This is a genomic window from Luteimonas lutimaris, from assembly GCF_039537065.1.
GTDB lineage: Bacteria > Pseudomonadota > Gammaproteobacteria > Xanthomonadales > Xanthomonadaceae > Luteimonas > Luteimonas lutimaris.
The window spans coordinates 32,444-57,511 of record NZ_BAAAZU010000024.1 but is presented as its reverse complement, the minus strand read 5'-3'; the positions used below and the strand labels follow the sequence as shown (position 1 = coordinate 57,511).

The window sequence follows — 25,068 nt, the reverse complement described above, 5'->3', positions numbered from 1 at the left end:
CCCCGCTGCCCGCAGGCAGGGTCGCTGGCGCTATGCCCGTTGGCCGCGGCGGCGGCGCATCGCTATGGCCAGTCCCACCAGCACGACCAGGATCGGTACGACCACGAATGGCCAGCGCGGCCGGTCGCGGCCGGTGTCGTCCGGCGCAGGCGTCGCGGTGGCCGCATCGACGGCCGGAGGTGTTTCCACCGGCTCGCGCAGCGCCCATGCGCCGTCGCGCAGCAGCAGGCGGTCGGCGAGCGGGGGCAGCACGAGTGCGCGCCAGGTGATGCGCAGGTCGCCGACCTGCGGCTCCAGCGGGTTCTCGGCGCTGCCCAGGCCGTCGCCTTCGGGCTGGAAGGTGGCCGCCATATTGCCCGGCAGCGCGGAGAAGTTGGGCCGGAACGGCTGCCAGTGGCCGAGCGCATCAACTACGTCGCGCGCCACCGGCTTGCCGTCGAGCGTGACGTCCGCACGCCACTCGCGCTCGCGCAGCGGGATGTCGCGCGGGTTCGCATGGCCCGGCGCGAAGCCGGACGAATCCACGCGCGCGCCGCGCCATTCCAGCGCGTAGCCGGCGCCGTCGCGGGTCCACTGGTACATCTCCACGTGCCGCTGCAGGCCGGGGTGGCGGGTGGTGACGCCGAAGTCGGGATCACGCAGGGACTTCGACTGCGGTTCGCCGCGCGGCCCTGCGCCGTCCTGCGCCTGCGCGGCAAACGCGGGCAAGGTGGCACCGGCGAAGGCCAGCACTGCCGCCAGCGCGAACGTACCGCGCCGGACAACGGCCGCGATGCCGCCACATCCACGCGCGGGCACGCCAGCGCTGCCCGGGCGCATCAGCCCAGCGCCCTCGCCTGCAGCTGCGCCGCTTCGTGCGCCGTGCCGAAGCGGCCGCGCTCGTCGCGCACCGGCTGCGCCAGCGCGATCTCCGGGTCGTGGGTGAAGAACAGGTGCACGTTGCGCGCGACCTTGTCTTCCAGGAACGCGCGCTTCTCGTCGATCAGCAGTTCGGGGTTGCGGTCGTAGCCCATGGTGATGGGCACGTGCACCCATGGCTTGCCGGGCACGAGATCGGCGCAGAACACCACGCCGCCGTGCGCCTGCCCGTCGACGCGCTCCGGACCGACGATCTCGGCCAGCATCAGTCCCGGCGTGTGGCCGTCGCTGTAGTGGAAGCGCACCGTGTCGCCGAGCGTGGCCGAACGCTCGCCCTCGACGATCTCCAGCCGCCCGCTGTCCTCGAGCAGCTGCGGCAGTTCGGGGATGTAGCTGGCGCGATCGCGCGGATGCGGATGTCGCGCGCGCTGCCACTGCTCGGCTCCGACCAGGAAGGTCGCGTTCGGGAACAGCAGTTCCGGCGCGCGCCCTTCCGCCCACGGCGCCAGCAGGCCGCCGGCGTGGTCGAAATGCAGGTGCGAGAGCACGATGACGTCGATGTCCTCGTGCTCGAACCCGGCCGCGCGCAGCGAGTCGAGCAGTACGTGGCGGTCCTCGACCACGCCGTAGCGGTCGCGCAGCTTCGGTTCGAAGAACGCGCCGATGCCGGTCTCGAACAGCACCGTCTTGCCAGCCAGCGGGCTGGCCAGCAGCGCGCGGCAGGCCAGCGGGATGCGGTTGGCCTCGTCGGGCGCCATCCATTTCGCCCACATCGCGCGCGGCGCGTTGCCGAACATCGCGCCGCCATCGAGCTGCTGGCTGTTGCCGGGGATCGACCAGAGTTTCATCGCCGTCGCGTCCTTGGATCGCATGCCGGCATGGTAACGCGGCGGCGTTCGAACCGCCGCCGCGCTCCGGGAAAAGCTGGCAAGTGCGCCGCTACGGCGACGAAAGCTCCACCTTTGCCGCGCCCACCGGATTGCGCGGATCGGTACCGCCCGAGAGCTTGTCCGTCGCGCGGTCCCACTCCACCGTCTGCAGGTTGCCCCAGACGTGGCTGGAACGGCCGCCGTCGCCGGGTTCGTCCTCGGGCATCTCGATCGTGTGGCCCATCTTGCGCAGCGCGACGACCGTGTCCGGCGCGAACGTGCCCGGCTCGGCCTCGACCACGTCCGGCATCCACTGGTGGTGGTAGCGCGGCAGCGCGGCGACGTCCTGCGCGGACAGCCCGTCGTCGTAGCCCATGATGCCCAGCAGCACCATGGTGATGATGCGGGTGCCGCCCGGCGTGCCGAGCACGGCGACCTTGTCGGCGGACTCCATGAACGTCGGCGTCATCGAGCTGAGCATGCGCTTGCCCGGCTTGGGCGCGTTGGCGTCGTAGCCCATCACGCCGAAGGCGTTGGGCGTGCCGGGCTTGAGCGCGAAATCGTCCATCTCGTCGTTGAGCAGCACGCCGGTGCCCGGCGGGATCAGGCCCGAGCCGAACAGCAGGTTCACCGTCTGCGTGGCGGCGACGCGGTTGCCGTCGGCGTCGATGATCGAGAAGTGCGTGGTCTCGTCGTCCTCCAGCGGCGTCTGCTGGCCGGACAGCATGTCGCTGGGCGTCGCCTTGTCCGGGTTGATCGTCGCGCGCAGGCCGGCGGCGTAGTCGGCGCTGGTCAGGGTGCGCTGCGGGATCTTCACGAAGTCCGGGTCGCCCAGGTAGAAGGTGCGGTCGCGATACGCGCGGCGCATCGCCTCGACCACCAGGTGCACGCGGTGCGCCTGGTCGAGCTTGGGCAGGTCCCAGGGCTCGAGGATCTGCAGCATCTCCGCCAGCGCGATCCCGCCCGAGGACGGCGGCGGCGCGGTGGTGATCTTCCAGTCGTGGTAGTCGAACACGATCGGCGCGCGCTCGCGGACCTGGTAGCCGGCCAGCTCGTCGGCGGTCCACTCACCGCCCTCGTCGTTGACGCCCTTGATCAGTTTCTGCGCGGTCTCGCCGCGGTAGAAGCCGTCATGGCCCTTCTGCGCCAGCAGTTCCAGCGTGTGCGCCAGGTCCGGCTGGCGGAAGGTGTCGCCCTCGGCGATCGGCTTGCCGCCGGGCTCGTACACCGCGCGGGTGCCGGGATAGCGCGCCATCACCTTGCCCTTTGCCGCGTAGCCGCGGGCCATGCGCCCGTAGACCGGGAAGCCTTCCTTCGCGATGCGGATCGCCGGCGCCAGCGACTGCTCCAGCGGCAGCTTGCCGTACTGCTCGGACAGGTGCACCAGTGCCGCCGGCAGGCCGGGGATGCCGGCCGACCACGGCCCGTTCATCGCGCGGTCGCGGTTGAACTCGCCGTTCTCCAGCAGGTAGGCCGCCTCGGTGGCGGCAGCGGGCGCGGTCTCGCGCGCGTCGACGAACACGTCCTTGCCGGTCTTCGCGTCGTGCAGCAGGAAGAAGCCGCCGCCGCCCAGGCCCGAGCTGATCGGCTCGACCACCGACAGCGTCGACGACACCGCCACCGCGGCGTCGAAGGCGTTGCCGCCTTCGCGCAGGACCTGCAGGCCGGCCTCGGTGGCCAGCTCGTGCGCGGAAGCCACGGCAACGCCCGGCGGATGGTCGGCCGGCGCATCGGCGCGCTCGGCGGCCATGGCCGGCGCGAACGCCAGGATCGAAATGAGCAACAGGTGGCCGATCGGTTTCATGCAAACTCCCTCGCTGCGCTTCGCAGGGGCCGTGCCGTCGTTCCTGGCGTCACGGGTGCGGCTTGTGTTCTTCGGGATCCGGCATCGCTGGTCGCGTTTCCGTCGCGGCAAGGGTGTCGGCGGGGTTTCCGGCGTCGGCCTGCTGCAGGCGGTGCAGCTTGGCGAGCAGGCTTTCGCGGCTTTCATCGTGGTCGGGATCGGGGTCGATGCACTCGACCGGGCAGACCACGACGCACTGCGGTTCGTCGAAATGGCCGACGCATTCGGTGCAGCGCGCCGGGTCGATCACGTAGATGGTTTCGCCCTGCGAGATCGCCTGGTTCGGACATGCCGGTTCGCAGACATCACAGTTGACGCAGAGCTCGTTGATCTTCAGGGACATGGCGGGATTGGCGGGAGCCCGGGATGCCGTGGCGCCGGCTCCCGCGCGGGGCGGCTTCGCGCCGCCCCGCGGGGTGGTTCACTTGGCCTCGACGAACACGTAGTCGACGCCGGCCGGCGTGACCGCGTCCTTGACGCGCTGGCCGTCGGCGGCGTCGCCGATAAACAGCACGCGCACGCCGTCCATGGTGCCCGGCGGCACGTCCTTGAACGATTCGATCACGATGTCGGCCATCTTCGCCGACTCCGGCGAGGCGTAGGCCAGCATGTTGCCGCTGATGATGCCGCGGGCGACGTCGGTCTTGGCCTTCTCGAGCATGCGCTCGTAGCTGCCCTCGAAGTCGCCCTCGCTCTGCGACGGCAGCAGGTACACGTAGGGCTGGTTGGAGATGGCGCCCATGTTGCGCATCACCACGTCCGACACGTACGGCCGCCAGGCGACGGTGTCATCGGTGGTCGGGACCGCGACAGGCGCAGCGGCGGCCTGCTTGGGCGCCTCCTCCTTCTTGCACGCCGCGAACGGCAGCACGAGGCAGGCGACCAGGAGCATCTGCAGCGATCGGCGGGTCATGATGTTGCTTGCGAAGATTTTCATGTTGCTCCCCTGTGCGGGTGGTTGAAGGGTGTGGCTCAAGCCTTGCTCCGCTGCCATTCGGCCTGCAGCGCCCGTGCCACGGCCGGCGGCACGAAACCGGTGACGTCTCCACCCAGGCGCGAGATCTCGCGCACCAGCGAGGACGAAATGAAGCCGTACTGCTCGGCCGGGGTCAGGAACAGCGTCTCGACCTCCGGGATCAGGTGGCGGTTCATGCTCGCCAGCTGGAATTCGTATTCGAAGTCCGACACCGCGCGCAGGCCGCGCAGCAGGATGCCGCCGCCGACTTCCTTCACGAAGTGCGCCAGCAGCGAGTCGAAGCCGCGCACCTCGACGTGGGCGTGGTGCGCCAGTGCCTCGCGCGCCAAGTCCACCCGCAGCTGCAGCGGCAGCGCCGGGCGCTTGGCCGGGCTTTCGGCCACGCCGACGATCAGTCGCTCGAACAGCGGCGCGGCGCGATCGACCAGGTCGACATGGCCGCTGGTGATCGGATCGAAGGTACCGGGATAGACCGCTGTGCGGCTGCGGGCCACGCTCATGGTGTGCTCGTCGCGCTGTCGTCGGAGTCCGGGCCAAGTGTAGCAGCGCCCCCGCCGGCCAGACGGTACAGGGCGTGCCGTGCGTCACGGCTGCGGCCTTCGCGATGCAGGCGCCAGCCCGGGCCCGGTTCGACGGCGCTGCCGGGCGGCGATTCCAGGTACAGCCAGGCGTCGTCGGCCAGCCAGGGCGGCAGCGCGGCGAGCGCCGCCGCCCAGAGGTCGTGTTCGAAGGGCGGGTCGAGGAACACCACGTCGAAGCGCCCCTGCAACGGCGCGCGCAGCAGCGCCAGCACGTCGGCACGCGCCACCGTGGCCTGGTCGCCGGCATGCAGGCGTTCGACCGTGGCCCGCAACGACTCGGCCAGCCGCGGGTCGCGTTCGACCAGCAGCGCCTCGCGGGCGCCTCGCGACAGCGCCTCCAGCCCGAGCGCGCCGCTGCCGGCGAACAGGTCCAACACCCGCGCCCCGGGCAGCACCGGCTGCAGCCAGTTGAACAGTGTTTCCCGCGCACGGTCGGACGTGGGCCGCAGCCCGGGCGCGTCGGGCACCGGCAGGCGGCTGCCGCGCCAGCGTCCGCCGATGATGCGCACGCTGCCTTCGCGGCCGCGCGGCGTGGGTTTCGTGCCGGGTCGTTTCATCCAGTCGGGCCGGGGTGCGGTGCTACCATGATCAGCCATTTTCCGCGCCTGCGCGGACAACACCACTCCCCCACCACGTTGGCGACGAATGGCCAGTTTCTTCCGCCGCAAGAAGGACAAGGATGCGGCAGCCGGCAGCGGCGAAACACGCAAGGGCGGCCTCGACATCGAGGCGCTGGCCGCGGCATTCCCGAAGGCGCCCGGCATTCCCGAAGCTGCTCCCGCGCGAACCGCGCCTGCGCGCGAAGACGAGGCCGCTGAAGCCGCCGCTCCGCCGGAAACGCCACCACACGACCGCGACGGGGCAACCGAAGCTACGCTTGCCGCCGCTGTCGTCGAGGCCGCGGCGCCAGCGGTTGCCGTGCCGCCGCCTGCTCCGCCACCGGCCCTTGCCCCGGCCCCGGCTCCCGTAACGGAGCCGGAGCCCGCACTTCCTTCTTCCGCGACCCGCGAAAACCCCGCGGCCGCCCCCGGCAAGCCGGGCTGGCGCGAACGCCTGCGCGGCACCGGCTTCGCACGCGGGCTGGGCGGCCTGTTCTCGCGCAACCCCAGGCTCGACGACGACCTGCTCGACGAGGTCGAGACCGCGCTGATCACCGCCGACGTCGGCGTCACCGCCACCACCGAACTGGTCGAACAGCTGCGCAAGCGGATGAAGGCGCGCGAGTTCGCCGACGCCGCGGCGCTGCTGGCCGCGCTGCGCGCCGAACTGGTCGCGCTGCTGCAGCCGGTGTCGCAGCCGCTGGCCATCGACGCGGCCGCCAGGCCCTTCGTGATCCTCACCGTCGGCGTCAACGGCGTCGGCAAGACCACCACCATCGGCAAGCTCGCCAAGCGCTACAAGGATGAAGGCCACGGCCTGATGCTGGCCGCCGGCGACACCTTCCGCGCCGCCGCCGTGGCGCAGCTGCAGGCCTGGGGCGAACGCAACGGCGTGGCCGTGGTCGCACAGGGCCAGAACGCCGATGCCGCTTCGGTTGCCTTCGACGCGCTGCAGGCGGCGAAGGCGCGCGGCACCGATGTCCTCATCGCCGACACCGCCGGCCGCCTGCACACCCAGCAGGGGCTGATGGCCGAGCTGGGCAAGATCCGCCGCGTGCTGGGCAAGATCGACCCCGCCGCGCCGCACGAGGTGCTGATGGTGATCGACGGCACCACCGGACAGAACGCGCTGTCGCAGCTGCGCCAGTTCCACGCGGCGGTGAACGTCACCGGCCTGGTCGTCACCAAGCTCGACGGCAGCGCCAAGGGCGGCGTGGTGTTCGCGCTGGCGCGCGAGTTCGGCATCCCGATCCGCTACGCCGGCATCGGCGAACGGCCCGAGGACCTGCGCGTGTTCGACGCCGAGGCCTTCGTCGAGGCACTGCTGCCCGATGAACTCGGGCGCGGCTAGCGCGGCATTGCCGCAGCGCACGCCGTTCCCGTTCCCCTGTAGGAGCGGCTTCAGCCGCGAGCTTTTTGCCGGCGATTCCGACGAAATCAAAAGCTCGCGGCTGAAGCCGCTCCTACAGGGCGTGGTTTTGGGGCGCCGGAACGATGCGTAGGCGCACCACGCGGCTGCTCGCATCCGCCGTCGCGCTGCTGTTGCTGCTCGCGCTGGTCCTGCACCTGCTGCTGCAGCCGCAGCGCGTGGCGAGCTTCGTCCTCGGCGCGCTCGGAGACGCCCTCGGGCTGGAGATCACCGCCGGCGGCGGCGCCGAATACGGCCTGCGCGGCACGCCGCGACTGACCGTTCGCGACGTGGTCGCACGCGAGCCCGGCGCCGCCACGCCACTGCTGCGCGCACGACGCGTGCACGTCTCGGTGCCCTGGTCGACGGTGCGCAGCCGCGGCGCCGTGCTCGACATCACCCGCATTGAAATCGACGCACCGGTGCTCGACCTGCCCGCGCTGCAGCACTGGCTTGCCTCGCGCTCGCCGGGTGAATCCCGCATCCCCGCGATCAGCGACGGGCTGGTCGTCAGCGACGGCCGCATCGACGGCGACGGCTGGCGCGTCGACGACCTCGCGCTGTCGCTGCCGCGCCTGTACGCGGACCAGCGCGTCGACGGCCGCGCATCCGGACGCTTCGGCGCCGGCGATTTCGCGCTGCACTTCAACCTCGCCGCGGCGATGACGCGGCCGGCGATGGAATCCGGGATCGCGATCATCGGGCCGGTCACCGCGTCCTCCGGCGACTGGACGCTGCCGGCACGGCTGCGACTGTCCGCCGCGCCGCTGCGCTCCGGCGACGACGGCATCCGCAGCACGCGCCTGCGCGCCAGCCTCGCAGGCCGCTACGAATCCGGCGACACACGCCTGCCCTTCGCGTTCGCCCTGACCTCGCCGATGCTACTGCGCGGCGGCACGCTCGCGCTGGCGCCGGCCTTCGTCGCGCTGCGCGGCGAAGGCCTGGTGCCGCAGCTCGATGCCCACGGCGCGCTCGCGTGGGGCCGTCGCCTGCTGCTCGAACTCGATGGACGCATGGCCGACTGGCCCGACGCCTGGCCCGCGCTGCCGCCGCCGATCGGCGACTCCGACGCGCCGCTGCCGTTCGCGCTGCGCTACCTCGGCCGCGGCAACCTGGCCGACATCGCACAGCTGCACGTGCAGCGCGAGCGCACCGACTTCGACGCGCGCTTCCGACTGCCGGACATCACGGCGTGGATGGCGAACGGCGCCGCCGGTTCGCCGGTTCCACCGCTGTCGGGACGGTTTTCGACGCCGGCGCTGGATATCTCTGGCGCGCATCTCGAAGGCGTCGAAGTCGAAATCGAAGACGTGCCGACAACGGACGCGCCGCCATGAGCGCAGGCCCTGCCAGCGACGGCTTCGCCGCCCGCCTGCTCGACTGGTTCGACGTCTCCGGCCGCCACGACCTGCCCTGGCAGCATCCGCGCACGCCGTACCGCGTGTGGCTGTCGGAAATCATGCTGCAGCAGACCCAGGTGCGGGTGGTGGTGCCCTACTTCGAGCGCTTCGTCGCCGCGCTGCCGGACGTGGCGTCGCTGGCCGCCGCGCCGCCCGACGACGTGCTCGCCCTTTGGTCGGGACTGGGCTACTACGCCCGTGCGCGCAACCTGCACGCCGCCGCGCGCGCCTGCGTCGAACGCCACGGCGGCGAACTGCCGCGCGACTTCGACGCACTGGTCGCGCTGCCAGGCATCGGCCGCAGCACCGCCGGCGCGATCCTGGCGCAGGCCTGGGGCGACCGTTTCCCGATCCTCGACGGCAACGTCAAGCGCGTGCTGTGCCGCTACCACGGCGTCGCCGGCTGGCCCGGGCAGCCGAAAGTCGAAAAGGCCCTGTGGGAGATCGCCCGCTCGCACCTGCCAGCGCAGCGGCTCGCCGACTACACCCAGGCGCAGATGGATTTCGGCGCCACCCTGTGCACGCGCCACGACCCGGCCTGCGTGCTGTGCCCGCTGCAGTCCGGTTGCGCCGCGCTGGCAACCGGTCGCGTCACCGAACTGCCTACCCCCAAGCCCGGCAAGCCGCTGCCCGAGCGCAGCGCGCACGTACTGTTGCTGCGCGACGCGCACGGACGCGTGCTGCTGCAGCGGCGCCCGCCCAGCGGCGTGTGGGCCACGCTGTGGTCGCTGCCCGAGGCCGCAACCCATGAGGCGGCGCGCGAATGGTTCGAAGCGCACCTCGCCGGCGACTACGACCACGGCGAGCCGCTGGACGCGATCGCCCACGGCTTCACCCACTACCGGCTCACCCTGCTGCCGCTGCGCTGGCGCGAAGTCGCACCGCGCGACGCCGTGGGCGACAATCAGGACATCCGCTGGGTGGCCCGCGGCGACCTCGCCGCGCTCGGCATCCCGGCCCCGATCAGGACGCTGCTCGAAGCGCAGCTCCGCCCCGACGACGAGGAGCCACCGACATGACGCGCACCGTGCACTGCCAGTACGAAAACCGGGACACCGAGGGCCTGGACTTCGTGCCTTGGCCGGGCGAGCTGGGCAGACGCGTGTTCGCCAGCATCGGCAAGGCCGGCTGGGCGGCGTGGCTGGCGCACCAGACCATGCTGATCAACGAGAACCGGCTCTCGCCGCTGGACCCGAAGCACCGCGCCTTCCTGGAAGCGGAGATGGAGAAGTTCCTGTTCGGCGGCGGTGCCGACAAGCCGGCAGGCTACGTGCCGGACGACTCCTCTTCCGCCTGACCTTCGTCCACCTGGTCGCGCGCGGTCTTCTCGGCCTGCTTGATCGCCTTGACGTCGAGCGGGCGGATCGTCTCGATCCGGCACGGGACACGCGGCGTACCCGCCCCGTGCACGATGATCTTGTCGAACTTCGCGCTGACCCGGTTGAACTGGTTGGTCACGGTGATCGCCGGCGCGTAATCGATGTCCGGGCACGGCCCCGACAGTTCCAGCAGCCAGGCCTCGGACGGCTTGGTCCAGACCGCGATGTTGCGCTCGCCCAGCGACGTCCAGCCGTTGATCTGGCCGAAGTAGCGGAAACTGGAGACCGGTGCGCCCGCATGCGCGCGGTAGGTGTCGAGCTTCTGCTCCTGGGTCATGCCGGTACTGGCACAGGCGGCCGCCAGCAGCGCCAACAGCAGCGACGGGACGGCGGTAAACGTCTTCATCGGGCCTCCTCTTGCATGCGCAACGCATTGGAATCCCACGATCATGCACCCGCCGCCGCCAAGGCCACGGCAATCCCGCGCCGGCCATTCAGCCGGGATCAGGATTGGCTTGCCGCCCGCCGCCCGTGCCCGTATCATTCCGCCCTCGCACGGCCCAGCGCCGAAGCGTTCCGGCCGGGTAGCTCAGTTGGTAGAGCAGGGGATTGAAAATCCCCGTGTCGGGGGTTCGATTCCCTCCCCGGCCACCATGAACTTGCAAATGTTCACATGAAAAGGGCCGAAAGGCCCTTTTTTCATGGTGCGGCGGCTGCGCCCGGCAGCATGGACATGGCATGCCACTGCGGATCCGCGGCTAGTGTTCGACCGCCTTGCGATAGTCGAGCGGCGGCGTGGTGCGTTCGAGCATGGATTCGTAGCGGAAGCCGTCGCCACGCCGGCGCTGGAATTCCGCCTTCGCCTGTTCGACCACGTCCGGCGAGCGGTACAGGGCGACGGCGCCCAGCGCGAGGGCGCGGGCGGCGTTGAGGGCGCCCTTGTTGCCGATCGCGTGGCCGGAGGCGGCGACGGCCTGCCAGCTGTGCGCGGGGGTGCCGGGGACCCAGGTCGCCGTGCCGATCCCCGCGGTGGGCACGACCCAGCTGACGTCGCCGACGTCGGTCGACGAGAAGCCGGGGCCGTCGACGCCGTACGGCTGGACCTGTGCGGCTTCGGCCAGCGGCGCCGGGCGGTCGAGGCTTTCCTGCAGGCGCGTGGCGAAGGTGGTGTCGTCGGCGTCGTAGGCCACGCCGCCAACCTCGCGCAGCGCGGCGTCGAGTACCTGGCCCAGGCTGTCGCTCGGCAGCAGCGAGTACACGCCGCCGGTCTGCTCGAACTCCACCGTGGTACCGGTGCCCGCCGCGGCGCCGTCGGCGGCCTTGCGCAGCCTTGCGAACACGTCGCGCACCACCGCCGGATCGGCGTGGCGCACGTAGTAATAGACCTCGGCGGTTTCGGGCACGACGTTGGGCGCGTCGCCGCCGTTGGTGATCACGTAATGGATGCGGGTGCCGTCGGGGACGTGCTCGCGCATCATGTTGGCCATGAAGTCCAGCGCCTCCACGCCGTCGAGCGCGGAGCGGCCGCGGTCGGGTGAAATCGCGGCGTGCGCGGCGACGCCGTGGAAGCGGAACTTGCCGCTGATATTGGCCAGGCTGCCGTCCTGTCGCGCCGAGTTCGCCGACGACGGATGCCAGTGCAGCGCGATGTCGACGTCGTCGAACAGTCCCGCCTTGACCATGTACACCTTGCCCGAACCACCCTCCTCCGCCGGCGTGCCGTAGACGCGGATCTCGCCGTCCTGGCCGTTCGCTTCGAGCCAGTCCTTGACCGCACGCGCGGCGACCACCGCCGCCGGCCCGAACAGGTTGTGGCCGCAGGCCTGGCCGGCGTCCTGGCCCGGGATCGGCTCGCGCACCGGGGTTGCCGCTTGCGACATGCCGGGCAGCGCATCCATTTCCGCCAGCAGCGCGATCACCGGGCCATTGCCGCGACGGCCGGCGCGTGCGACGAAGGCGGTCGGCATGCCGGCCACGCCCGCCTGCACGTCAAAGCTGGCCTGTCGCAGCGCGTCCTGCAGGCGCCGCGAGGATTCGACTTCGAGGTAGCCGAGTTCCGGATGCGCCCACAGCGCATGCGTCATCTCCTGCAACTTCGGCGCGTCGCGCTGCACCGAGTGCAGGAGCTGCGCATCGGCCGCGGCGTCCTGCGCCTGCGCGGGCGCGCCGAGGCAGGCGAGCATGGCCACGAGCAGCGCGCCGCGCGTGGCCCGGCGCATCAGTAGAACCGGATGTTGTCGAGTTCGAACCACACCTTGCTCCCGGGCTCGCCGCCCGCGAACACGCCCAGCTGCAGCACGTCGTTGCCGGACCACTTCGGCCCCGGGCCTTCGCTGCGCCACGGAGGCAGTCCTTCCAGCCGGGAGAACGGGATCTCCACCGTCCGCCACTGCGGCCCGACGTCGAGTTCGCTGGCCCAGCGGGCATCGGCGAGGCCGCGGAACTCGACCTGCACGCCGCCCCGGCCGCGGATGTCCATGCGCAGGCCGCGATAGCCGCGCAGGTCCACCGGCGCCACCGCGCCGCGGCTGAGCGGGAACAGCGCGCCGGCGCGGGCGTGCTCCTTGTGCGACAGCCAGGCCTGCATCGACAACGCGTGGCCCTCGCCTTCGCGCGCGATGACCTCGGTGACCTGGGTGCTGCGGTCGTTGCCGCCGTCGGCCTCGTCGGTGCGCAGCGTGTCGAGCGCTGTGCGGCCGGCGGCGTTTTCGAAGTCGTCGACCAGTGCGTCGATGCGCTGCGCCGGCAGCGCGGTGCGCGCGTTGCCCGGTGGCAGCTGCGTGCCGGCGCCTGCAACCTGGCGACCGGCGACGTAGACGCGCTCGACGTGGTGGATGTCGCCAATCGTTTCCCACGGCTTGCCGGACACCAGCAGCAAGTCCGCGCGCTTGCCCGGCGCGATGGTGCCGCGGTCGTCGAGGCCGAGCGCGGCGGCGCTGGCGGAGGTCCCGGCGCGCAGCGCATCGGCGGGCGAGAGGCCTGCTTGCACCAGCAGTTCGAGTTCGTGCACGGTCGCCGCGCCGTGCGGGGTACCGGGCATGCCAGCGTCGGTGCCGAGCATGACCGGGATGCCTGCCTCGTGCAGCGTGCGCACGTTGGCCAGTGCGTTGGCGAAGTTGCGCGTGCGCTGCACGAAGGCCTTGTCGGCCGGATCCGCCGGCGGCTTACCGGCCAGCTTCACCGGCTCGTAGACGGCCAGCGTCGGGGCGTAGCGGGTCCCGTGTTCGCGCATCAGGTCGATCAGTTCCTGGTCGACAGGTGCGTCCTGGAGGCTGTGCGCGATCACGTCCACGCCGGCGCGCGCGGCCTGCTTGCCGCGTTCGAGGGTGACGGTGTGGGTGAGGACTTCCAGGCCCTTCGCATGCGCCTCCTGCACCAGCGCGGTGAGCGTGGCTTCGTCCATGCTGGTGTTGTCCGCCGCGTTGGAATAGCGCCAGCCATCGGTGAAAGCCTTGATGAAGTCCGGTTCATAGGCGGCCACGCCATCGACCGCCGCGCGCGCCGACTCCGGCGAGTTGACCCAGCGCGTGGTGGCCTGGTCGGCCCAGTCGGCGCCGTGGCCGAGCGGCGTGCTGATGCGCGCGGCAAAGCGCACGTCGGGCGTGGCGATGTCCGCCAGCCACGCGCGCCGCGGCGCATAGGCCTCCGGCGCCTGGTGGAAGTCGTTGACCGTGGTCACGCCCGCGGCGATGTAGGCGTTGGCGATTTCCGGCAGCGTGGCCGGTACGCCGTTGGGGGTCCAGTGCGTGTGCACGTCGAACAGTCCCGGTAGCAGCGCCTGGCCGCTTGCGTCCACCACCGTCGCGCCCGCGGGGGCCTCCAGCGCCGGGCCGACGGCGGCGATGCGGCCGTCCTCGACCAGCACGTCGGCGTCGAACGGCGCGTTCGCGGTGCCATCGAATACGGTTGCGCCGCGGATCAGGAGCGCGTCCCCGGCGGCGCCCGCCGGCTGCGCACAGGCAACTGCCAGCAGCAGGAGCGCAGCGGCCAGCAGCGCCGTGGAATTCTCACGCGTGGTCTTCATGCAGGCAGCCAGCAAGGTCTACTCCCTTCGATGTCCGGAATCCACCGCGCCGCGCACCCTGTCGGCAGGCGGCGGCGACGCCGCGTTGCAGACTACCCGATCATGAGCCGGCCACAGGCTGCCAGCGCGATTCGCACGCGCAAGGATCGCCGGATGGCGAAACGCGTCACTGAATCTCCAGCGCCACGGCGCCCGCTGCACACCCATACGCCGTGGTATTTTCGTGCTCCCTTCGGCAGCGCACGGATCCAGGCATGCACCGGCAGCGTTTTTTCGTGGCTTTCCTGGCGACGGCAGCGATGCTGCTGCTCGCCTCCTGCAGCAACGGCCCGGTCCGGCGCATCTCCGAGCCCAGCGCCAGCATCCAGCAGCTGACGGTGCGCGCCGACGGCAGCTGGTCGGTGGACCTGCGCCTGCAGAACTACAGCAGCATCCCGATGCGCTTCGGCGCGATCAGCCTGGCGGTGACGCTGGGCGAACAGCCCGCAGGCACGCTGACCGGCAACGCCGGGATCTCGATCGGGCCGGAGTCGGCGGACGTGGTGACGCTGGAACATGCGCCCACCTCGGCCGGCCGCATCGCGATTGCCGATGCGCTCGGTGGCAACCGCGCCGTCGGCTATGCGCTGCAAGGCACGCTGCAGGCGGCGCCGGAAGATCGCAGCAGCTCGCGCAGCTACGACATCAAGCACACCAGCGCGCTCAACCCCGTCCCCGGGCTGCCCGGCGTGCTGCGCTGACGCCCTTCCCCTTCGTTTCCGGAACCCGATCCCAGGCATGAGCAACTACAACGCACCGCTGCAGGACATCCGCTTCACCCTCCACGACGTGCTCGGCGCCGAGGCGCTGTTCGCCCGGCTCGGCTTCACCGATGCCACCGGCGACATCGTCGACGCGGTACTGGAGGAGTCCGCGCGCTTCACCGAAACCGTGCTGGCCCCGCTCAACCGCGTCGGCGACGAAGTCGGCTGCACGTACGACAAGGCCACCGGCGCTGTCACCACGCCGCCGGGCTTCCGGGAGGCCTACGCGCAGTTCGTAGACGGCGGCTGGTCGGGGCTGGCGTCGCCGGCCGAGTTCGGTGGACAGGGCATGCCGCACCTGGCCGCGGTGCCGCTGAAGGAAATGATCGACGCCGCGAACCTGGCCTGGGGCAACTTCCCGCTGCTCTCGCACGGCGCCACCGAAGCGTTGCTGCATCACGGCCAGCCCTGGCAGCAGGAGGTGTTCCTCAAGCCGCTGGTCGATGGCCGCTGGACCGGCACCATGTGCCTGACCGAGCCGCACTGCGGCACCGACCTGGGCCTGCTCAAGACCCGCGCCGTGCCGCAGGAAGACGGCAGCCATGCGATCACCGGCACCAAGATCTTCATCACCGCCGGCGACCACGACTTCACCGACAACATCGTGCACCTGGTGCTGGCGCGCCTGCCGGACGCGCCCGCGGGCAGCAAGGGCATCTCGCTGTTCATCGTGCCGAAGCTGCGCGTGGATCGCGACGGCAATATCGGCGAACGCAACGCCGTGCGCTGCGGCGCGCTGGAACACAAGATGGGCATCCACGGCTCGGCGACCTGCGTGATCAACTTCGACGATGCGCAGGGCTGGCTGATCGGCGAGCCGAACAAGGGCCTGATGGCGATGTTCACCATGATGAATACCGCGCGCCTGGCCGTCGGTCTGCAGGGCCTCGGGCTGGCCGACCGCGCGTACCAGAACGCCCTGCGCTACGCCCGCGAACGCCTGCAGATGCGCGCGCTCACCGGCGCGAAGTTCCCCGACAAGGCGGCCGATCCGATCATCGTCCACCCCGACGTGCGTCGCATGCTGCTGACGCAGAAGGCACTGGTCGAAGGCGGCCGCCTGCTCGGTTACCACGCCGCGTCGCTGGTGGATATCGTCGGCCATGCCGGAGACGCGGCCGAGCGCGAGCGCGCCGACGCCCTGCTCGGCTTCCTCACCCCGATCGTCAAGGCCTGCCTGACCGAGTGGGGCGTGGAATGCACCTACCACGCGCTGCAGTGTTTCGGCGGCCACGGCTACATCCACGAGCACGGCATGGAGCAGCTTGCGCGCGATGCGCGCATCACCACGCTGTACGAGGGCACCACCGGCATCCAGGCACTGGACCTGATGGGGCGCAAGATCATGCAGCTGCAGGGCGCGGGGCTGCGGGTGTTCCTCGGCATGGTCGAGGCGTTCTGCACGGAGCACGCGGGCGACGAGGCGCTCGCGGAGTTCATCGCACCGCTGCGCGAAAAGGCCGGCGAGTGGCAGCAGCTCACCCAGGCCATCGGCAAGCGCGCGGTGGCCGACGCCGACGAGATCGGCGCGGCCGCCCATGACTACCTGTTCTACTCGGGCTACGTGGCGCTGGCCTACTGGTGGGCACGCAGCGTGGCCGCGGCCGATGCATCGTCGCAGCCGCAGGCGTTCAGGGACGCCAAGCGCGAAACCGCGCGCTTCTACTTCGCCCGCATCCTGCCGCGCACGCTGGCACACAGGGCGGCGATCGAAAGCGGCGCCGCCCCGCTGATGGCGATGGACGCGGACCACTTCGCCCCCTAGCTCCCGGTCCGCCTTGTGGGAGCGGCCATGGCCGCGATTGGCCGGGACCAGCATCGCGGCCATGGCCGCTCCCACAGGCCCGGACCGCACAAACGCCCGCAAACGGGTATATGCTGATGCCCCGATGGAGACCGACAGCGCGAATCCTCGCCTGATCCGGACCGGGAGCCTCACGGACCCGGCCAACGCCGCCTCCGCCCTGACGCCCGCTGATTCCCGCCCCGTCCGGCTCGATGCCGTGCGCCTGCTCTCGCTTGACGCCCACGGCCGCGTGCTCGACTGGATGAGCTGGCAGGACGCGACCTGCCTGTACGCGCGCGGGGCGGTCGCATGGACGCTGGGCGATCCCTGCCTGGTCGTGCATGGCGGCACCAGCCGGCTCAGCGGCGAGCGCAGCGTGCAGCCACTGCATCCGATCATCGCCGCGCGCGGCCATGCCCGCGCCCATGCACTCGACCCGACGCCGGCGCTGACCAACACCGCGCTGTTCGCGCGTGACCAGCACCTGTGCCTGTACTGCGGCCGCGACTGCAGCCGCCAGCAGCTCACGCGCGACCACGTCAAGCCGCTGTCGCAGGGCGGCCGCGACATCTGGGAAAACGTGGTCACCGCATGCTTCCACTGCAACTCGCGCAAGGGCGGGCGCACCCCGCAGCAGGCGTCGATGCCACTGCTGGCCGTGCCGTACCGGCCGAGCTGGGTCGAGCACCTGATCCTGAGCAACCGCAACATCCTCGCCGACCAGATGGCCTTCCTGAAGAGCCACCTGCCCAGGCGCTCCCGCCTCAGCGCCTGAACCGCCGTCGATCCACGGCGGCGAATACGGCATTCCATCCCACTTTTTCCGGCGCTGCGTCAGGTTCCGGCCGCGACTGCGGCAGCAACTGACCATCACTGCGACAACCTGCCGCGGTACGCGCGTTGACGCGCGCGGCGCACTTGGCAACACTCGTCGGCTGCGAGATACCGGATTGCGACAATGTCCCTGACCCTCGGCATGACCGGCATGGATCCGGCCACCGAAACTGCGTTGAAGGCCGCCTTCACCGACGCGAACGCGCGCCTGGGCGGGCTGTGGCAGCTGGTGCCCGAGGCCGAAGCCGGTCATGTCATGGTCGACATGGACAGCATGTACGGCCCGATGAGCTGGCTGCGCCTGCACGCGGCCGGCAGGACGGTGATCGGGCTGACCACCGCGTCGCGTTCGCAGACCGACTTCCACCTCGCGCGGCCGTTCGACGGCAATTCGGTCACCGCGCTGCTGCGCGACGTCGCCACCGAGAACGGCGTGACGCCTCCCGAGGTCGAAGCGAAGGCGGACGCGATCGAGGCAACGCCCGAAGCCCGCCCGACGCCGGCGGCCGTTCCCAAGCCGGAACCCGTTCCCGGGCCTGCGCCTGAACCGCCCGCACCCGTGGCCCTGGCCGAACCGGTCGAGCCGGCCGAACCCGCCAGGCAGGAGCAGGAGCCCGCGCCACCTGCGACGCCCTCGCTGCTACGCACCCCGTCGCAGGACCAGCAGCCGGCCGAACGCCGTCTCGGCGACTGGCTCGAGCCCGGCGCGCTCGACCGCCGCGTGCGCTATCGCACCGCCGCCGGCACGGTCCTGCTCATCGACCCCACGACGCGCAGGTACCACGGCCCGTCCACGCTCAAGCCACTGGCACCAGGCTTCGAGGACGCGGTGCGGCGCGAGGACTTCGAGGACATCGACGACGCGGCCTGGGCGAGCGAAAGCAAATCCGCGGGCGACGCGCAGCCGCTGCTGCGCCTGCAGTGGCTCGGCGCGCTGGTCGCCGGCAAGGGCACCCTGCTCCCCGGCCACGATCCGCAGGGCCGCTACAGGCTGAACAAGTGGCCGCAGACCGAGCGCGAGTACCCGCGCCACTTCCGCATCGCCACCGCGATGATGAAGACGCCGGCGACCCTGCCGGAAATCGCCGAAGCCAGTGGCATGCCGGTCGCCGACGTCGCCGACTTCGTCAACGCCAGCCTGGCCACCGGCTTCGCCGACCTGGTACCCGAAACGCCGCCGGAACCGGCCGAGCCGCCGAAACCCGCCGGCCTGTTCGGCCGCCTGCGCGGCCGCTGAACCGGTCCCGCGGCGCCCGATCGCGCCTCCCGCCTCCCCCGCCACGCATTGCCTTGCCCGGCGCGACGGCGGAGGCGAAAATGGCGGCATGATCGACTCCTTGCGCTATCCGCGCCTCGCGCGCATCGACAGTCCAGCCGACCTGCGCAAGTTCGATGAATCCGAACTGCCCGCCATCGCCGACGAACTGCGTGCCTACCTGATCGAATCCGTCGGCAAGTCCGGCGGTCATTTCGGCGCCGGCCTGGGCGTGATCGAACTCACCGTCGCCCTGCACGCGCTGTACGACACACCCGGCGACCGCATCGTCTGGGACGTCGGCCACCAGAGCTATCCGCACAAGATCCTGACCGGACGCCGCGACGCGATCCACACGGTCAAGCAGAAGGGCGGCGTGGCGCCGTTCCCGAAGCGCGAGGAAAGCGAGTACGACACCTTCGGCGTCGGCCATTCGTCAACGTCGATTTCCGCAGCGCTGGGCATGGCGATCGCCAACGCGCGCGCCGGCAACGACCGCCGCGTGGTCGCGGTGATCGGCGACGGCGCGATGACGGCGGGCATGGCCTTCGAGGCACTCAACCACGCCGGCGGCATGGACCCGGAGCCGAACATCCTGGTCGTGCTCAACGACAACCGCATGTCGATCAGCGAGAACGTCGGCGGCCTGACCAAGATGCTCGGGCGGGCCACCGGCAGCACGGCGCTCAACGCGCTGCGCGAGGGCGGCAAGAAGATCCTTGGCGACAAGCGCAGCAGCGGGCCGGCCCGCTTCGTGCGCCGCTGGGAGGAACACTGGAAGGGCATGTTCGTGCCGTCCACGCTGTTCGAGGAAATGGGCTTCCACTACACCGGCCCGATCGACGGCCACGACGTCAAGGCGCTGGTCGCGGCGCTGAAGACGCTGAAGAAGCTCAAGGGCCCGCAGCTGCTGCACGTGATCACCACCAAGGGCAAGGGCTACGAACTGGCCGAGGGGGACCAGATCGGCTACCACGCCGTGTCGCCCTTCGATCCGGATCTGGGCGTCGTCAAGAAGCCCGGCGCGGTGAAGAAACCTACCTACACCGAGGTGTTCGGCGACTGGCTGTGCGACATGGCCGCGGCCGACGACACGCTGATGGGCATCACCCCGGCGATGCGCGAAGGCTCGGGCCTGGTGCGTTTTTCCAGGGAATACCCGGACCGCTACTTCGACGTCGCCATCGCCGAACAGCACGCGGTGACGCTCGCCGCGGGCATGGCCTGCGAAGGCGCCAAGCCGGTGGTCGCGATCTATTCGACGTTCCTGCAGCGCGGCTACGACCAGCTGGTGCACGACGTGGCGATCCAGAACCTCGACGTGCTGTTCGCGATCGACCGCGGCGGCGTGGTCGGCCCGGACGGCGCGACCCACGCCGGCAACCTCGACCTGTCCTACCTGCGCTGCGTGCCGAATATGGTCGTCATGGCACCGGCCGACGAGAACGAGTGCCGGCAGATGCTGTCCACCGGCTTCCGCTTCGACGGCCCGGCCGCGGTGCGCTATCCGCGCGGCAGCGGCCCCGGCGTTGCCGTGCAACCGGCGCTCGACACGCTGCCGATCGGCAAGGCGCAGCTGCGCCGCCGCGGCGCGCGCATCGCCCTGCTGGCGTTTGGCGCGATCGTGCCGGCCGCCGAACAGGTCGGCGGCGACCTCGACCTGACGGTCGCGAACATGCGCTTCGTCAAGCCGCTCGACCGCGAACTCATTCTTGAACTCGCGCGCACGCACGACGGCTTCGCCACGCTCGAGGACAACGTCGTCGCCGGCGGCGCCGGCAGCGGCGTGGCCGAACTGCTCGCCGCCGAAGGCATCGCCCTGCCGATCCTGCACCTGGGCCTGCCCGACGCGTTCCAGCACCACGCCAGCCGCGAGGACCTGCTGGCAGAGGCCGGCCTCGACGCCGCAGGCATCCACGCTTCACTGCTGGCGCGCTGGCCGGAGCTGGCCAAGCCGCTGCAGCCGGCCCGCACCGTCGCCGGCTGAGCCAGTACCCGTCGCGCCCGCTCAGGGCGCCTCGACCCGGTAACCCTTTGCGCGCAGTTTGGCGAGGTAACCCTTGTCAGACAGCACCTCTCCCATCGGCAGCGTCGCGAAGGTGATCGCATTCTTCGCCAGCGCGTCCTCCGCGGCATCCATCCAGGCCTGTTCGGCACGCGCCAGCAGGCCATCGATGCCAAGGCGCCTGGCCAGGCTCGTGCCCGTGATCGCGTCGACGCAGTCGGCGTACTGGTTGTGGAACGGCAGCGCGCGCAGCGCCTCGATATCGCCCACCGCCCAGGCGTTGGCGCGCGCACGCATGTTGTCGAGGTCGGTTTCGATCCGCGCCATCGTGCCGGCGAAACATCCGGTGTCGGCCAGCGTGATGGCATTGAACTCCTTGAGCACCGCCTTCGGATCCTCGATGACAAGCTCGGCCTCCGCCGGCACCGTGGGCACGCCGGCCCGCTTGGCCGCCTTCTTCACCACCTTGCCGGCGACATTCTCCAGCTGCAGCCCGGACTTGTGGATCGCCGCCTCGTAGAGCTCCTGCGCGGCGAGGATCGGCCTGCGCTTCTCCACGCCGCGGTCGCGCCCGATGTAGCGCGCCTTGAGCACCAGCCAGCGCGCGTACAGTTCCGGCGACACCATGTCCTGCAGCTTCTCCTTGCCCGGATTGTTGCGGGCACGCAGCAGCGCCGGCACCAGCGACAGGCGGCGGAAGAAACCGATGTCGGAACGCATCACCACCGCCGGCGGCTCGAGCACCGCCTGCGAACGGGCGATCGTGTCCTCCACCTCGCGCGATGCCCACTCCATATGCTTCGGCAACGGCGACAACGTCCCCAGCACGTACAGCACGTGGTCGTCCTTCGATACCCGCCACATGCCCGGCCCCGGCTGGACGCCCGACACGACGACCGTGTCCATGTCGACGATTCCGGGCGGCGGCGGCGCGGCCGCATCGGCCTGCACCGGCTCGTCGACCTGCCTGGGCGCGACACTCTGCGGCGCCTCGCCGGACTGTGCGTGCACCGCCAACACGGCCTGGCACGCCGCCAGAAGGATGGCCTGGCACATCGAACGCATGGCGGCTCCGCGTCGGAAATCCCGCATTGTAATAACCGTCCCAGGGCCGGCGCGGCACCCGTGAGCCGGGCACCGATGACGACCGTTGCCGGCGCGGGTGCGCCAACCCGGGCCCTGCGCAGGGAGGCAAATGGGGAGGAACAGGGGGAATGAAAAACGGCCCGCGAGCAGTGCTCGCAGGCCGTTGATTTCAACCAGAAGATGGTCGGGGTAGCCGGATTCGAACCGACGACCACTTGTCCCCCAGACAAGTGCGCTACCAGGCTGCGCTATACCCCGGAACGGTCAATTATAGCCGGCGCGCCTCGCCTGTGGGAGCAACCGTGGCCGCGATTCCCGCCGGCCCTCAGCGGCGCAGCAGCTGCAGGATTTCCTCCAGCTCCATCCGCACCTGCTTGACGATCTGGCTGCTCAGCGCCGACTCCTGCTTGGCGCCCTCGCCCTCCAGGCGCTGGCGGGCGCCGCCGATGGTGTAGCCCTGCTCGTACAGCAGACCGCGGATCTGGCGGACCATCAGCACGTCGTGGCGTTGGTAGTAGCGGCGGTTGCCGCGGCGCTTGACGGGATTCAGGCTCGGGAATTCGGTCTCCCAGTAGCGCAGCACGTGCGGCTTGACGTCGCACAGCTCGCTGACTTCGCCGATGGTGAAGTAGCGCTTGGCCGGGATCGGCGGGAGTTCGCGGTTGCTGCCGGGGTCAAGCATGCTCGCCTCCTGCGTACGCTTCCACGCGTTCCTTGAGCTTCTGGCCCGGGCGGAAGGTGACCACGGTACGCGCGGAGATCGGGATCTCCTCGCCGGTCTTGGGGTTGCGGCCGGGGCGCTGGTTCTTGCGCCGCAGGTCGAAGTTGCCGAAGCCCGACAGCTTGACCTGGCGGCCGGCCTGCAGGCCCTCGCGCAGGGCGTCGAAGAATGCGTCGACGAATTCCTTGGCCTCGCGCTTGTTCAGCCCGACTTCCTCGTACAACCGCTCGGCCATTTCCGCCTTGGTCAACGCCATTTCCGTCCCCTACCCGATCCTCAGCCTCGAATGCGCGCCCGGTGGGCGGATTCGAGCGCGGCCGTCACGCTGGCCACGGCCGCATCCACTTCGCGGTCGGTCAGAGTGCGGGAATCCTCCTGCAGAATCAAGCCCATGGCGAAACTCTTGAAACCCGATTCGACCCCCTTGCCGGCGTAGCGGTCGAACAGCTGCAGGTCGCGCAGCACCGCGCCCGCGGCGGCGCGCACGGTATCGGCCACGGCCTGCCAGGACACATCCTCGGCCACGACGAACGCGAGATCGCGGCGGACGGACGGGAACTTCGACAGCGTCCGCGCCCGCGGCACCGCGCGCTCGCGCAAGGGCGCGAGGTCGACTTCGAAGGCCACCACGGCGTGGTCGAGTCCCAGCGCCTGCTGCAGGCGCGGATGCAGTTCGCCGATCGCGCCGATCGCCACGCCGTCGCGCAGCACCTCGGCCGCGCGGCCCGGGTGCGCCCACGCGGGCTGCGCCGGCCGGTAGTCGAGCTTCGCCCCGGACAGCGCGACAAGGCTGTCGAGGTCGCCCTTCAGGTCGTGGAAATCCACCCGCCGCGCCGGCTCGCCCCACTGTTCGGAGGACGCATCGCCGCAGGCCACGGCGGCCACCCGCAGCGTCTCGACCGGTGCCGGCCGCTGTTCCGGGTCCTGATTCCCGGGACCGGGGTCCCGGCCCTCGAACACCTTGCCGATCTCGAACAGCCGCACCCGCGACTGCTGCCGCGCCGCGTTGCGCGCCAGCGCGGCGACCAGCCCCGGCAGCAGCTGCGTGCGCATGGCACCGAGCTCGGCGCTGAGCGGGTTGGCCAGCGGCACGGCGCCGGCCTGCGCCTGCCAGGTCTCCAGCAGGCGCGCGTCGACGAAGGCGTAGTTGATCGCCTCCAGATAGTCGCGCGCGGCGAGCTGGCGGCGCAGGTCCTGCTCCGGCACCCGGGTTTCGGTTGGCGCAGCCAGGCGCGTGGCGCCACCGGGCAGCGTGGTCGGGATCGTGTCGTAGCCGTGGATGCGCGCGACTTCCTCGACCAGGTCTTCCTCGATCGCCAGGTCGAAGCGGCGCGTCGGCGCGGTGACGGTCCAGCCATCGGCATTCGCTTCGACCCCGAGGCCGAGCGCGCGCAGGATCCGTTCCACTTCAGCATCGGCGATGTCCAGGCCCAGCACGCGCGCCAGCCGCGCGCGGCGCAGCGCGATGGTGCGTGGCTGCGGCAGGTGTTCCGGCAGGACCGCCTCGGTCACCGGGCCGGGCGTGCCGCCGGCGATGTCGAGGACCAGGCGCGTGGCGACCTCGATCGCCGTGCGCGGCAGTTCGGGATCGACGCCGCGCTCGAAGCGGTGGCCGGCGTCGGTATGCAGGCCCAGCCTGCGGCCGCGGCCGATGATCGCGGACGGGGCGAAGTGCGCGGCTTCGAGGAAGACGTTCTTCGTCGCCTCGGTGACGCGGGTGTCGGCGCCGCCCATCACGCCGGCCAGCGCGACCGCGCGGTCGGCGTCGGTGATGACCAGGAAGCCGGGATCGGCGACCACGTCCCTGCCATCGAGCAATGTCAGCGCTTCGCCCTGGCGCCCGCGGCGCACGCCGACCGGGCCGCGCAGCAGGTCGCGGTCGAAGGCGTGCATCGGCTGGCCGAGTTCGAGCATCACGTACTGGGTGACGTCGACCAGCAGCGACACCGGACGGATGCCGCTGCGGCGCAGGCGTTCGGCCATCCACACCGGCGTGGCGCGGCTGGCGTCGACGCCCTCGATCACACGGCCGACGTAGCGCGGCGCGTCGGCACCCGCATCCAGCTGCACGGCCAGCGCGGCGTCGCCCTGCGCGGGCACGGGCGCGGCGTCGAACGCGGCGACTTCGCTGCCGCAGGCCGCGGCCACGTCGAAGGCGATCCCGCGCACGCTGAAGCAGTCGGCGCGGTTGGGCGTGAGCTTGAGCTCGATGCTGGCATCGGGCAGGCCCAGGTAATCGGCCAGCGGCGTGCCGACGGGCGCGTCACCGGGCAGCTCGAGCAGGCCCGAAGCGTCGGCGTCGACGCCCAGTTCCCTGGCCGAACACAGCATGCCGCTGGACTCGACGCCGCGCAGCTTCGCGGCCTTGATCGTGATGTCGCCGATCCTGGTGCCGATGGTGGCCAGCGGCGCCACCAGCCCCGCGCGCGCATTGGGCGCGCCGCAAACGATCTGCACTGTCGTCCCGTTGCCGGCGTCGACCTGGCAGACCTGCAGGCGGTCGGCCTGCGGATGCTTGTCCGCCGACACGATGCGTGCAACGACGACGCCGTCGAGCTGCGCGCCCAGCGGCGTCAGCTCTTCGACCTCGAGGCCGATCGCGGTCAGCGTCGCGGCGAGCTCGTCGCGCGTGGCGTCGGTGGCGACGTGTTGGCGGAGCCAGTTTTCTGAGAATTTCATTGCTATTCCGGGACTCGGGACT

The 25,068-nt window shown here is 70.9% G+C and carries 23 protein-coding genes and 2 tRNA genes; 10 read left to right on the top strand and 15 right to left on the bottom strand.

All coding sequences use genetic code 11. From position 1 onward, the window contains the following. Positions 1 to 30: 30 nt before the first annotated feature. From ABD679_RS11705 to rsmD, 7 genes are all read right to left on the bottom strand, one after another. Positions 31 to 819 (bottom strand): TMEM43 family protein, encoded by a 789-nt coding sequence (locus ABD679_RS11705; protein ID WP_344760161.1) that lies wholly within the window; start codon positions 817 to 819, stop codon positions 31 to 33. Then, the gene (locus ABD679_RS11700) at positions 819 to 1,706 is read right to left on the bottom strand and encodes an MBL fold metallo-hydrolase (RefSeq protein ID WP_344760265.1); all 888 of its coding nucleotides are present in this window, start codon (positions 1,704 to 1,706) and stop codon (positions 819 to 821) included. Before ABD679_RS11700 ends, ABD679_RS11705 begins: the two co-directional genes overlap by 1 nt. A gap of 91 nt (positions 1,707 to 1,797) precedes the next feature. Continuing rightward, complete coding sequence (gene ggt, locus ABD679_RS11695) at positions 1,798 to 3,531, bottom strand: gamma-glutamyltransferase (RefSeq protein WP_344760160.1); 1,734 nt, start codon at positions 3,529 to 3,531, stop codon at positions 1,798 to 1,800. A 49-nt stretch (positions 3,532 to 3,580) separates the two neighbouring features. Then, entirely contained in the window at positions 3,581 to 3,913 is a 333-nt protein-coding gene (locus tag ABD679_RS11690; RefSeq protein WP_344760159.1) for a YfhL family 4Fe-4S dicluster ferredoxin, read from the bottom strand. 78 nt (positions 3,914 to 3,991) lie between these two features. After that, positions 3,992 to 4,507, bottom strand: coding sequence for a hypothetical protein (locus ABD679_RS11685; RefSeq protein WP_425561893.1), 516 nt, complete (start codon positions 4,505 to 4,507; stop codon positions 3,992 to 3,994). Positions 4,508 to 4,542: 35 nt separating this feature from the next. Next, positions 4,543 to 5,046: a pantetheine-phosphate adenylyltransferase gene (gene coaD / locus ABD679_RS11680; RefSeq protein ID WP_344760158.1), complete on the bottom strand. Its 504-nt coding sequence runs from the start codon at positions 5,044 to 5,046 to the stop codon at positions 4,543 to 4,545. Then, positions 5,043 to 5,684: a 16S rRNA (guanine(966)-N(2))-methyltransferase RsmD gene (rsmD, locus tag ABD679_RS11675; RefSeq protein ID WP_344760157.1), complete on the bottom strand. Its 642-nt coding sequence runs from the start codon at positions 5,682 to 5,684 to the stop codon at positions 5,043 to 5,045. The genes coaD and rsmD overlap by 4 nt, the downstream gene beginning before the upstream one ends. An 88-nt stretch (positions 5,685 to 5,772) precedes the next feature. Here rsmD and ftsY point away from each other — a divergent pair, with 88 nt between their 5' ends. The 4 genes from ftsY to ABD679_RS11655 all read left to right on the top strand — a co-directional run bounded on the left by ftsY (position 5,773) and on the right by ABD679_RS11655 (position 9,831). Next, positions 5,773 to 7,077, top strand: a complete 1,305-nt coding sequence (ftsY, locus tag ABD679_RS11670) for a signal recognition particle-docking protein FtsY (protein ID WP_344760156.1) — start codon at positions 5,773 to 5,775, stop codon at positions 7,075 to 7,077. Positions 7,078 to 7,220: 143 nt separating this feature from the next. Continuing rightward, positions 7,221 to 8,471 (top strand): AsmA family protein, encoded by a 1,251-nt coding sequence (locus tag ABD679_RS11665; protein WP_344760155.1) that lies wholly within the window; start codon positions 7,221 to 7,223, stop codon positions 8,469 to 8,471. Further along, positions 8,468 to 9,553, top strand: a complete 1,086-nt coding sequence (gene mutY, locus ABD679_RS11660) for an A/G-specific adenine glycosylase (RefSeq protein WP_344760154.1) — start codon at positions 8,468 to 8,470, stop codon at positions 9,551 to 9,553. The genes ABD679_RS11665 and mutY overlap by 4 nt, the downstream gene beginning before the upstream one ends. Continuing rightward, entirely contained in the window at positions 9,550 to 9,831 is a 282-nt protein-coding gene (locus tag ABD679_RS11655; protein WP_344760153.1) for an oxidative damage protection protein, read from the top strand. Before mutY ends, ABD679_RS11655 begins: the two co-directional genes overlap by 4 nt. On the opposite strand, the gene ABD679_RS11650 is transcribed toward ABD679_RS11655, so the two are convergent. Then, on the bottom strand, positions 9,801 to 10,259 hold the full coding sequence (locus ABD679_RS11650; protein WP_344760152.1) for a DUF6491 family protein: 459 nt from the start codon (positions 10,257 to 10,259) through the stop codon (positions 9,801 to 9,803). The two genes, ABD679_RS11655 and ABD679_RS11650, sit on opposite strands and share 31 nt — an antisense overlap. A 172-nt stretch (positions 10,260 to 10,431) precedes the next feature. Between ABD679_RS11650 and ABD679_RS11645 the strand changes: the two genes are divergently transcribed. After that, positions 10,432 to 10,507: transfer RNA gene (locus ABD679_RS11645), tRNA-Phe, on the top strand. Between the two features lie 104 nt (positions 10,508 to 10,611). On the opposite strand, the gene ABD679_RS11640 is transcribed toward ABD679_RS11645, so the two are convergent. Together ABD679_RS11640 and ABD679_RS11635 are read right to left on the bottom strand one after the other, a co-directional pair. Continuing rightward, the gene (locus ABD679_RS11640; protein ID WP_344760151.1) at positions 10,612 to 12,072 is read right to left on the bottom strand and encodes an amidohydrolase; all 1,461 of its coding nucleotides are present in this window, start codon (positions 12,070 to 12,072) and stop codon (positions 10,612 to 10,614) included. Beyond that, positions 12,072 to 13,877 carry an amidohydrolase family protein gene (locus ABD679_RS11635; protein ID WP_344760150.1) on the bottom strand — a complete coding sequence of 602 codons (1,806 nt, stop codon included), beginning with the start codon at positions 13,875 to 13,877 and terminating at the stop codon, positions 12,072 to 12,074. The genes ABD679_RS11640 and ABD679_RS11635 overlap by 1 nt, the downstream gene beginning before the upstream one ends. Before the next feature lie 254 nt (positions 13,878 to 14,131). Here ABD679_RS11635 and ABD679_RS11630 point away from each other — a divergent pair, with 254 nt between their 5' ends. The 5 genes from ABD679_RS11630 to dxs all read left to right on the top strand — a co-directional run bounded on the left by ABD679_RS11630 (position 14,132) and on the right by dxs (position 20,542). Continuing rightward, positions 14,132 to 14,617 (top strand): LEA/WHy family protein, encoded by a 486-nt coding sequence (locus tag ABD679_RS11630; protein ID WP_344760149.1) that lies wholly within the window; start codon positions 14,132 to 14,134, stop codon positions 14,615 to 14,617. 37 nt (positions 14,618 to 14,654) lie between these two features. Continuing rightward, complete coding sequence (locus ABD679_RS11625) at positions 14,655 to 16,445, top strand: acyl-CoA dehydrogenase C-terminal domain-containing protein (RefSeq protein ID WP_344760148.1); 1,791 nt, start codon at positions 14,655 to 14,657, stop codon at positions 16,443 to 16,445. 124 nt (positions 16,446 to 16,569) lie between these two features. Beyond that, positions 16,570 to 17,241, top strand: a complete 672-nt coding sequence (locus ABD679_RS11620; protein WP_344760147.1) for an HNH endonuclease — start codon at positions 16,570 to 16,572, stop codon at positions 17,239 to 17,241. 183 nt (positions 17,242 to 17,424) lie between these two features. Beyond that, a complete protein-coding gene (locus ABD679_RS11615; RefSeq protein WP_344760146.1) occupies positions 17,425 to 18,537 on the top strand; it encodes a hypothetical protein in 1,113 nt (370 codons plus the stop codon). A gap of 88 nt (positions 18,538 to 18,625) precedes the next feature. Continuing rightward, entirely contained in the window at positions 18,626 to 20,542 is a 1,917-nt protein-coding gene (gene dxs / locus ABD679_RS11610) for a 1-deoxy-D-xylulose-5-phosphate synthase (RefSeq protein ID WP_344760145.1), read from the top strand. Positions 20,543 to 20,563: 21 nt separating this feature from the next. On the opposite strand, the gene ABD679_RS11605 is transcribed toward dxs, so the two are convergent. From ABD679_RS11605 to pheT, 5 genes are all read right to left on the bottom strand, one after another. Next, positions 20,564 to 21,625 carry a TraB/GumN family protein gene (locus ABD679_RS11605; protein WP_344760144.1) on the bottom strand — a complete coding sequence of 354 codons (1,062 nt, stop codon included), beginning with the start codon at positions 21,623 to 21,625 and terminating at the stop codon, positions 20,564 to 20,566. Between the two features lie 202 nt (positions 21,626 to 21,827). Then, positions 21,828 to 21,904 (bottom strand) — tRNA-Pro (locus ABD679_RS11600). Positions 21,905 to 21,971: 67 nt separating this feature from the next. Beyond that, on the bottom strand, positions 21,972 to 22,328 hold the full coding sequence (locus ABD679_RS11595) for a MerR family transcriptional regulator (protein WP_344760143.1): 357 nt from the start codon (positions 22,326 to 22,328) through the stop codon (positions 21,972 to 21,974). Then, positions 22,321 to 22,623 carry an integration host factor subunit alpha gene (locus tag ABD679_RS11590; RefSeq protein ID WP_344760142.1) on the bottom strand — a complete coding sequence of 101 codons (303 nt, stop codon included), beginning with the start codon at positions 22,621 to 22,623 and terminating at the stop codon, positions 22,321 to 22,323. The genes ABD679_RS11595 and ABD679_RS11590 overlap by 8 nt, the downstream gene beginning before the upstream one ends. A gap of 20 nt (positions 22,624 to 22,643) precedes the next feature. Then, the gene (pheT, locus tag ABD679_RS11585) at positions 22,644 to 25,046 is read right to left on the bottom strand and encodes a phenylalanine--tRNA ligase subunit beta (protein WP_344760141.1); all 2,403 of its coding nucleotides are present in this window, start codon (positions 25,044 to 25,046) and stop codon (positions 22,644 to 22,646) included. Positions 25,047 to 25,068 lie beyond the last annotated feature (22 nt).